Here is a 1573-nt window from a genome sequence, read left to right as displayed (position 1 = left end):
ATCATGCAGATTCAAGCAAACACCGTCGGCACACAGGCCGTCGCTCACCACAGTGATGCAACCACAGGGGTTGGCCGGATGGGCCAGCTGGAGGCACGTCAGGTTGCCACCGGACAAGATGCGATCTTGCTGGGCAACCGCAGCGAACCGCAGAAAGGGCAGGGGCTGCTCTCGCGATTGGGGGCCCAACTGGCCCGTCCGTTCGTGGCTATCAAAGAGTGGATTGGCAACCTGCTGGGGAGTGGAAAGAGTGCCGCTGCGCCGAAGACTCAGGTAGCAGAAAACCTCTCCATGGCGGATCAGAAACGTCTTTTTTTGCAAAAGGCACTGCCCTATACCCTGAGCGCGCTCGACAAGACAAGCGAGCTGAAAAGTATCAATGCTGAACAACTGCGCAAGGACCACACTACTCTGGCGACTGGCAACGGTGCTCTGCGTTCCTTGGTCACTGCCCTGAGCGGTATTCGTGATGGATCAAAAATCGAGGCAACCACTCATCAGGCCGCCCGCCTGCTTGAACTGAATTTGGGCGGGATTGCTCTGCAGCAATGGGGAACCACGGGCAGGCAGGCCAGCGAATGGGTGAGCTCCGCCACGCAGGAGCAACTTGGTGAGGTTGCAGCCGGATTGAACGACCTGATGCATGAGGTTGCCCAATTACGCTATGCCGTCGAGAGCGAAGTTAAAGGTGAGCCCGCCGACAAGGCGCTGGCTGAGGGCTTGCAGAATCAATTTGGCCTGGAGGCTGAACAATATCTGGGTGAACAGCCCCACGGTTTTTACAGCGATGCTGAAGTCATGGCGCTTGGTCTCTACACCAATGGCGAATACCAGCACCTGAATCGCTCGCTGCGTCAGGAAAAGCAGCTGGATGCAGGGCAAGCATTGATCGATCAGGGCATGTCTGCTGCTTTTGAAAAAAGCACTCCCGCCGAGCAGCTGGTCAAGACCTTCCGCGGTACCCACGGTGGCGATGCGTTCAGCGGGGTGGCAGAGGGGCAAGTCGGTCATGATGCCGCTTATTTCTCCACCTCCCGGGATCCCAAGGTGGCCACCAGCTTTGGTGGTTCAGGCACTATTTCCACGGTATTTGGCCGCTCGGGGATCGATGTCAGCGACATATCCGTTGAAGGGGATGAGCAGGAGATCCTCTATAACAAGGCGACGGATATGCGGGTGTTGCTGAGTGCCAAAGATGAGCGGGGAGTCACCAGGCGGGTACTGGAAGAGGCCAAGTTGGGAGAACAAAGCGGCCATAGCAAGGGGCTGCTGGATGCGTTGGATCTGGCAAGAGGGTCGGGCGGTGCCGACAAGCCGCAAGAGGTTGATATCCGTCTGAAGATGCGCGGCCTCGATCTGGCGTGACCAGATAGCACGAGAACTGATACCAATGGACACCCTCGGGTGTCCGTTTTTTTATTCTGGCGGGAGTGGGCTATAGGGGGCTCAGTGCAAGTTGGTGGCTCTCTTTTTTTAGGTTTTCGGTCAGCGAGATAGCACGCCGCGCTCAGTACAAAAATCGCGACCAATCCCGATAGTCCCTGTTGATGGCCTCTCCTAGACTGGCGGCGAA

At 57.3% G+C, this 1573-nt stretch carries 1 protein-coding gene; it reads left to right on the top strand.

What is annotated here, in order from left to right; translation table 11 throughout:
- A partial coding sequence (locus tag AB5Y84_RS00015; RefSeq protein WP_368176140.1) for an ADP-ribosyltransferase occupies window positions 1-1365 on the top strand: 1365 nt, incomplete at its 5' end.
- Window positions 1366-1573: the final 208 nt, after the last annotated feature.

It is taken from the genome of Aeromonas sp. s11 (assembly GCF_040907945.1).
Taxonomy (GTDB): domain Bacteria; phylum Pseudomonadota; class Gammaproteobacteria; order Enterobacterales; family Aeromonadaceae; genus Aeromonas; species Aeromonas veronii.
Note: the sequence above shows the minus strand (reverse complement) of the source record. Positions and strands in the feature narration are given on the sequence as shown.